This is a genomic window from Lapidilactobacillus mulanensis (assembly GCF_003946215.1).
Taxonomy (GTDB): Bacteria; Bacillota; Bacilli; order Lactobacillales; family Lactobacillaceae; genus Lapidilactobacillus; species Lapidilactobacillus mulanensis.
Window position 1 is genome coordinate 48,442 of record NZ_RHOW01000015.1, and the last position, 8,253, is coordinate 56,694.

Below are 8,253 nucleotides of genomic sequence, written 5' to 3' on the forward strand. Positions count from 1 at the left end.
TATTGCTTTTTGTAGAGAGCGTTACTGAACGCTCCCTAAGTGAGTCAGAATTACATTGTTTCGAAGTAAGTCCGTGAAATAACGTCGTCTTGTTGTTCCTTAGTCAAATCTGCGAAGTAGACACAGTAACCAGAAACGCGGACAGTCAATGTTGGATATTCTTCTGGGTGTTTCTGAGCATCGATCAAAGTCTCACGGTTGAAGACGTTGATGTTCAAATGCATCCCTTCATTTTCCATGTAACCATCGACCATGTTAACCAACGTATCCTTACGAGCTTCGTCATCATGTCCTAAAGTGTTAGGCGTAACACCGAATGTGTTCGAGATACCATCAGTTGCAAATTCATATGGTAATTTAGCAGTTGAAAGTAATGATGCAAGTGCACCGTTCTTTTCAGCACCATAAGCTGGGTTAGCACCAGGTGAGAATGGTTCGCCGGCTTTACGGCCATTAGGTGTTGTACCAGTGTTCTTACCATAAACAACGTTTGAAGTAATGGTCAAAACAGAAGTTGAAAGTTTAGCACCACGATAGAGATGATGTTTGTTCATCATTTCGTAGAAGTGTTGGATCAACCAAACACCGATTTGGTCAGCACGATCATCATTGTTACCATAACGTGGATAGTCATCGTTGTCAGCCTTGAAATCAACAGCAAGACCACTCTCGTCACGAATAACTTTAACATGACCATACTTGATTGCAGAAATCGAATCAACGGCATGTGAGAATCCAGAAATACCAGTGGCAAAAGTACGATCCAAGTTAGTATCCTTCAATGCCATCTGTTCAGCTTCATAGTAATACTTATCATGCATATAGTGAATAGCATTCAGTGAGTTAACATAAATGTCAGCTAACCAGCCCATCATTGGATCCAATTTCTTCATGAATTCGTCGTAGTCGATATATTCACTAGAAATTGGTGCGTATGCAGGCCCAACTTGTGCTTTGCCAATTTCGTCAACACCACCATTGATGGTGTAAAGAATTGTCTTAGCTAAGTTAGCACGAGCGCCGAAGAATTGCATACCAGTTGCAATTGGTTGTGCAGACACACAGCAAGCAATGCCGTAGTAATCTGTGCCCCATTGTTCCTTGAGCATTTCGTCGTTTTCGTATTGAATCGTCGAGCTGTTGATTGAAACTTGAGTTGCATAACGTTTGAAGCCTTCTGGTAACTTGTCTGACCATAACAAGGTGATGTTAGGTTCTGGAGCAGCACCCATGTTATCCAAAGTCTTTAAGAAACGGAATGCCGTCTTTGTAATGTGATGTTTGCCATCCATACCAGAGCCACCAAGTGAAAGTGTTGCCCAGATAGGATCACCAGAGAATAATGAGTTGTATTCAGTCGTTCTGATGAAACGAACCATGCGTAACTTCATAACCAAGTGATCGATAAATTCTTGTGCTTGGTCTTCGGTAATCGTGCCCCGTTTCAAATCACGGTTGATATAAGCTTCGATCGTTGTATCGATACGGCCAACAGACATGGCAGCACCGTTTTGAGTTTTAACTGATGCGAGATAGCCAAAGTAGATCCATTGGATGGCTTCTTGAGCGTTCTCAGCAGGACGGCTAATATCAAAGCCGTATGATTCTGCCATTTTCTTCATTTCAACTAATGCACGATATTGTTCTTGAACTTCTTCACGTAATTGGATCACGTCGTTAGTTAACTCGCCATCACCAATGTTTTCAAAATCATGTGCCTTAGCCTTCATCAAACGATCAATACCATAGATCGCAATCCGAGGTAAATCAGGAATTAGACGGCCACGTGCATAAGCATCTGGCAAGCCAGTGATGATCTTGTAGTGACGTGCTTTACGCATATCAGGTGTGTAAACATCGAAGACACCTTGGTTATGAGTCTTGCGATCTTCAGTGAAAATCTTGTGTTGTTCAGGATCAACTTTGAAGCCATAAGCCTCGAGTGCATCTTCGGCCATGCGAATCCCACCAAATGGCATGAATGCGCGCTTCAAAGGTTTGTCAGTTTGCAAACCAACAATTGTTTCGAGGTCTTTCTCGATATAGCCAGGTTTGTGTGAAGTGACGGTACTAACAACGTTATTGTCAGCATCCAACACGCCACCAACTTCGCGTTCCTTCTTCTTCAATGCCAGAACTTCATCGTTCAAAGTTGTGGTTGCAGCTGTAGGTCCAGCCAAGAAGGTGTCATCACCATTGTACTGAACTAAGTTTTTATTTATAAAATCACGAACGTTGATTGAGTTTTGCCAGTCACCAGCGACAAATCCATCCCAATAGCTTGGAGTCGCTTTCTTTTCCATCTGTTTCATTATTATGCCTCCATCAATGTATTGTTTAACAACACTTTTTACATTTGTAGTATAACATATCACAATAATAATGCAAGACTTTTATATGCCTTGTTTTAGGAAATGTAAGTGCTTAAGAAATGTGCTAATTAAATAATCAGTGTTGTTAAATTTAGGGATTTGTTAATGCGTTCACGAATTTAAGCAACTGTTAGCGTCTGTGTTTTATAACAGATTTTAATTACTGTTTTGCAACAGGAAGCGTTTTATTTCATAAGGGTTTACCGTATTTTACACCACAAAAAAATCGTTGATATGTGGTTAGTTCCACCAATATCAACGATAAAAGTTTGAGAATTATTACTCAATATATCCTGTAGCATTCTTCGATCAGGTTCATGATCGAGACCACTAAAGCGCCTTACAAGGACGAATTTTTATTTTAATTAATTCGAATTGGCGTCCCTATTTTTTCGGTATCTAAGACAAAGCTACCATTAGAATAACGATCATTCAAAGGCACATCAACAATTTTGACTGCCACGGTTTGATTCTGGTCCGTGGTGATCTGTAACGTTTCATCCTCTGCCGTCACCAGGTGTGCGGTCACGATGCGATGGGGCTGACGTTTCAGTTCACGTAAGACCAGCAATCCGCGACGCGCGCGATTACTCAATGGCAACTCACTCAATGCCATTTTCTTAAACGCACCCCGCTGAGTCAAAATTCCCACCGTATCGTGTTGAGCTAGCTGTTCACTGGTCAAAGTCAACACCGAGACAACGTGATCGTCGTCTTTCAAGTTGATCGCCTTGACCCCTGCAGCCTTAGCCCCAACAACCGGCACATCGCTTAAACTGAAATGCAATGCCAAGGCGCCATAAGTAAATGCGTAGACTTCTGCAAACGCCGCTTCATCTGGTAAGAGATAACGAACATCGATCACGTGCGTCGACGCATCTTTTAATTTGATTGCCTGTTGTGGACGCGTTCGATAAGTACGACCTGGTAAGAGACTTTCAAACGTGACCTGCTTAATATAACCATCAGCCGTGGTCAAAACAAACTGACCCGTTTGCTTGAGATCCTTGAACGTATACACCGCCAAGACGGATTCATCGTTATCTAAACCGACGTCTTGAGAAAGATGTTGACCCATCTCTTTCCATTTACCATCCTCGATTTCGTGGATCGGTCGATAAATCAGGTTACCCTTAGTCGTGAAAATAAATAAATGATCTAAGGTGTTGACCGTCTCCATGAAAATTGGATAGTCCTCGGCCTTCAAGCCATTATCATCCGCGCCAGTTGCTTGGAATGACCGCAAACTACTGCGTTTGAGATAACCGTCATGACTGACCAACACTTGCACGTCCTCAGCAGTCACCATGACACTGGTATCAATATTAAGCGACTGAACATTTTGCTCGATCGTCGTCAACCGGTCACCGGGAAAATCATGCTTGATCTGTTTCAATTCTTTCGTGATCACTCGATCCAATGTTTTGGGATCGCCGAGAATTTTTTGGTAGCTGGCAATTTTGTCAGAAAGTTCTTGGTGCTCTGCTTCTAGTGCCGTGACGTCGGTATTCGTTAAACGATACAGTTGCAAGGAAACGATGGCTTCTGCCTGTACTTCACTGAACTGATATTCGGTGATCAGGTTCTGCTTAGCGTCACCCTTGTTCTTGCTACCACGAATGATCCGGATCACTTCGTCCAAAATCGACAAAGCACGAATAAGGCCTTCTACAATGTGCTGACGCTTCTGCGCTTTGGCGAGGTCAAATTGGGTACGTTTGGTTGCAACATCACGCTGGTGAGCAATATACGCCGTTAAAGCCTGTTTAAGACCGATCTGTTGAGGTCGTAACTCAGAAATAGCTACCATGTTGAAATTGTAGGAAATTTGTAAATCGGTGTTTTTGAATAGGTAATTCAAAATTCCCTTGGCATCCGCGTTGCGCTTCAATTCGATCACGATCCGCAAACCAGTCCGGTCGGTTTCGTCACGGACTTCGGAAATACCATCGACTTTCTTTATCAGTCGCAATTCATCGATTCGCTTCACGAGCAAGGCTTTATTGACTTCATATGGCAATTCGGTCACGACGATCTGTTCGCGTTGACTCCGCATTTCCTCAATAGCCGTCTTCGAGCGCAAGACGACGCGACCGCGGCCAGTTTCATACGCCTCTTTGATGCCGTCGACGCCTTGCAAGATCCCACCGGTGGGAAAATCTGGGCCTGGAACAAATTTTATCAGGGCTTCAAGGTTAGCGTCGGGATGATCCATCAAGTAGATCACGGCATCAATCACTTCACCCAAATTATGGGGTGGAATTTCAGTCGCATAACCCGCTGAGATCCCTGACGATCCATTCACGAGCAGATTGGGAAAGTGTGCAGGCAAAACGGTGGGTTCTTCGGTGGTATCATCAAAATTTAAAACCATCTTGACGGTTTCTTTGTCAATATCACGTAATAACTCGGCCGAAATTTTACTTAAACGCGCCTCGGTATACCGCATAGCCGCAGGCGAATCGCCATCCATCGAACCATTATTACCATGCATCTGAATCAGTGGCTGCCGTAATTTCCAGTCTTGACTCATTCTGACCATCGATTCGTAAATCGAACTGTCACCGTGAGGATGAAAATTACCCATGATATTACCAACAGATTTAGCAGACTTACGAAAAGCGTGGTCATAAGTATTGCCATCTTGATTCATGGCGAATAAAATTCGGCGCTGAACTGGTTTCAAGCCATCACGGATGTCGGGTAAGGCGCGTTCTTGAATAATATACTTTGAGTAGCGGCTGAAACGCTCGCCCATGACTGTTTCCAGCGATAATTCTTCAATTTTCTGTGTGTCTTCAGCCATTAAACTCACTCACCTTTATTATGTTCAACTTGTTTTAGTAAATCTTGTTCGCCGGTGTTCACATGATGATCATCGTTAGCAGCAGTTGTGTCCAAAATACTGCCCTCTTCATCCATGGTGAACTTGACGTTTTTTTCGATCCAACGTCGACGCGGTTCAACCTTATCGCCCATCAATGTCGTCACGCGCTTTTCAGCTAGCGTCGCGTCGTCGATCTTCACGCGGATCAGCGTTCGGGTGGTTGGGTTCATGGTCGTTTCCCACAATTGATCTGCATTCATTTCGCCTAAACCTTTGAAACGCTGTAGACTGTAGCCTTTGCCCATCGACTTCACTTCAGTAGCAAGCTGATCTTCGGTCCAAGCATAGCTGATCTTGGTTTTCGCACCAGCACCTTTTTGTAATTTATAAAGTGGTGGCAACGCAATATAAACTTTGCCGGCTTCGATCAAGGGGCGCATGTAACGATAAAAGAACGTCAGTAATAAGATTTGAATATGGGCACCGTCATCATCGGCATCGGTCATGATAATGATCTTGTCATAATTGCTGTCTTGTTCTTTGAATTCCGTCCCAACGCCGGCACCAATTGTGTAAATCATCGTGTTGATTTCTTCGTTTTTGATAATATCTTGCAACTTCGCCTTCTGCGTGTTCAAAACCTTCCCACGTAATGGCAAAATTGCTTGGAAACGTCGATCTCGTCCTTGTTTGGCAGAACCACCGGCGGAATCACCCTCGACTAAATAGAGTTCATTCTTCTTGGGATTACGCGATTGAGCGGGCGTTAATTTACCAGAAAGTAACCCTTCATTCTTTTTCTTCTTCTTACCGTTACGGCTCTCATCACGTGCTTTACGAGCAGCATTACGGGCTTCTCGAGCCTTCAAAGATTTCTGGACAAGCATTTGGGCCACGTCGCCATTTTCAAGCAGGTAAAAAGAAAGTTGTTCGTAAATCAAACTGTCGACGGCTGAACGTGCTTGTGGCGTTCCCAAGCGGCCTTTAGTCTGGCCTTCAAATTGCAGAATTTCTTCCGGAATGCGCACGGAAATCACCGCACTTAACCCTTCGCGGACATCGCTGCCTTCAAGATTCTTGTCTTTGTCCTTTAACAAACCCACTTTACGCGCATAATCATTGAAAGCCTTAGTCCAACCAGACTTCATTCCGGCTTCATGGGTCCCACCGTCCCCCGTTCGCACATTATTGACGAACGAAATAATATTTTCAGAATAACCATCGTTGAACTGGCCGGCAAATTCGATTTCGATCTCATCTTTCTTGCCTTCAATGCCGATCACGTCAGTTAAGACATCTTTATCCTCATTCAGATAACGCACAAACGATTGGAGACCATCGTCAAATTTAAAGACGTCTTCACGAGCTTCTTCCCCCCGCAAGTCAGTCAGTGTGATCTCAATGCCCTTTAACAAGAAGGCAGATTCGCGTAAACGTTCCGCCAACGTGTCATAATCAAATGCCGTCGTGGTAAAAATTGTTTTATCCGGCATAAACGTTAACGTGGTCCCGGATTTCAATTTCGTATGGCCGGCCGACTTCAGTGTTCCTTGCGGATGGCCGCCATTGACGAATTTTTCTCGGTAGAGCTGATGATCACGCGCGACTTCAACCACTAGCCAAGAAGATAAGGCGTTGACGACAGACGCACCGACACCGTGTAATCCACCTGAGGTTTTGTAGTTATTCTCGGTGAACTTACCCCCGGCGTGCAAAATCGTTAAAATAACTTCGATCGTTGGCCGACCCGACGAATGCATTCCTGTCGGCATTCCCCGACCTTCATCTTGAACGGTCAAACTACCATCCGCATTGATCGTCACGGCAATTTTCTGGCCAAAGCCAGCCAAAGCTTCATCGACCGCATTATCGACAATTTCATAAACCAAGTGATGCAATCCACGTCCATCCGTAGATCCAATATACATACCAGGTCGTTTCCGAACGGCCTCTAAGCCTTCAAGGATCTGGATCGAGCTATCATCATATTCATTACGTTTCTTCATGTTATCCCCCGTTTATTTAGAGTGCGAAACCACCCGGGCTGAAATTGTCCGTCAAGAAATCGGCGCAAAAATAATCGTACTTTTGTGTCTTTCGGTTTCTTAACGGTCAATTTCAATGTGGAGCCGCACATTTAGGACGAATGTATGTTCATATCTAAATTACCATAAATGATTTTTGCGAATCTGTCAAACCACTTTTCGGCATAGAAATACCGTGGTTGAAAGTTTTGGTTGGAATCACACCTTGATTGCGTTTTGTTAAATTTTCTCAGAAGACCACACACGTTAAATAAATCATGGTACAATTATGGCGCACATCTTAGCGGAGGAATCATATTGAAATTTGCAATCTTACTAATTTTAGCATACATTTTAGGATCATTTCCGTCTGGCGTGGTGATCGGACGTCTTTTTTATCACCGCGACATTCGCCAGTATGGCAGTGGCAACATTGGAACCACCAATACATTTCGAGTTCTCGGTAAACCAGCCGGAGTGGTCGTGTTGCTCTTAGATATTCTCAAGGGTGCACTTGCTGCCGCCCTACCGATCTGGGGTCAATTGACGCCGCCTCATTACTTAGTCCTCGTCTTCGGACTGGCCGCAATTTTGGGTCACTCATTTTCAATTTTTATCAAATTTAAGGGTGGCAAAGCAGTGGCGACGAGTGCTGGCATCTTATTAACCTACAATCCCGGCTTTTTCGTGATTGCCGTCGCAATCTTCTTGGCGATTCTTTATATTTCGAGCATGGTCAGCGTGGCCAGCATGCTCGGGCTCGTCTTGATCACCATCAGTTCGCTGTATTATCAAGATATTTTTCTAACTTGCGTCGCCTTCGGATTGACATTATTTATTTTCTACCGTCATCGTGAAAATATCAAACGCATTCGCAACCATAATGAAAATTTAGTCCCCTTCGGTTGGTATTACCATCACAAAAAATAATTTAATCATGAAAAAAGAAATGATCGTTAGTTGATCGGCTATACTCCTACTTAAGTAGACAAGCAAATAATCAAAGCTTGTACACTTAGGAAGGAGTTTT

Annotated in this window: 4 protein-coding genes; 1 reads left to right on the plus strand and 3 read right to left on the minus strand. The window is 43.8% G+C overall.

The window, feature by feature from the left end; genetic code table 11:
• Positions 1-50: 50 nt before the first annotated feature.
• The 3 genes from pflB to parE all read right to left on the minus strand — a co-directional run bounded on the left by pflB (position 51) and on the right by parE (position 7,205).
• Positions 51-2,312, minus strand: a complete 2,262-nt coding sequence (gene pflB, locus EKM67_RS05430) for a formate C-acetyltransferase (RefSeq protein WP_125578012.1) — start codon at positions 2,310-2,312, stop codon at positions 51-53.
• A 421-nt stretch (positions 2,313-2,733) separates the two neighbouring features.
• Entirely contained in the window at positions 2,734-5,178 is a 2,445-nt protein-coding gene (gene parC / locus EKM67_RS05435; protein WP_125578013.1) for a DNA topoisomerase IV subunit A, read from the minus strand.
• A 5-nt stretch (positions 5,179-5,183) separates the two neighbouring features.
• Positions 5,184-7,205: a DNA topoisomerase IV subunit B gene (gene parE / locus EKM67_RS05440; protein ID WP_125578014.1), complete on the minus strand. Its 2,022-nt coding sequence runs from the start codon at positions 7,203-7,205 to the stop codon at positions 5,184-5,186.
• A gap of 330 nt (positions 7,206-7,535) precedes the next feature.
• Between parE and plsY the strand changes: the two genes are divergently transcribed.
• Complete coding sequence (gene plsY, locus EKM67_RS05445) at positions 7,536-8,153, plus strand: glycerol-3-phosphate 1-O-acyltransferase PlsY (protein WP_125578016.1); 618 nt, start codon at positions 7,536-7,538, stop codon at positions 8,151-8,153.
• Positions 8,154-8,253: the final 100 nt, after the last annotated feature.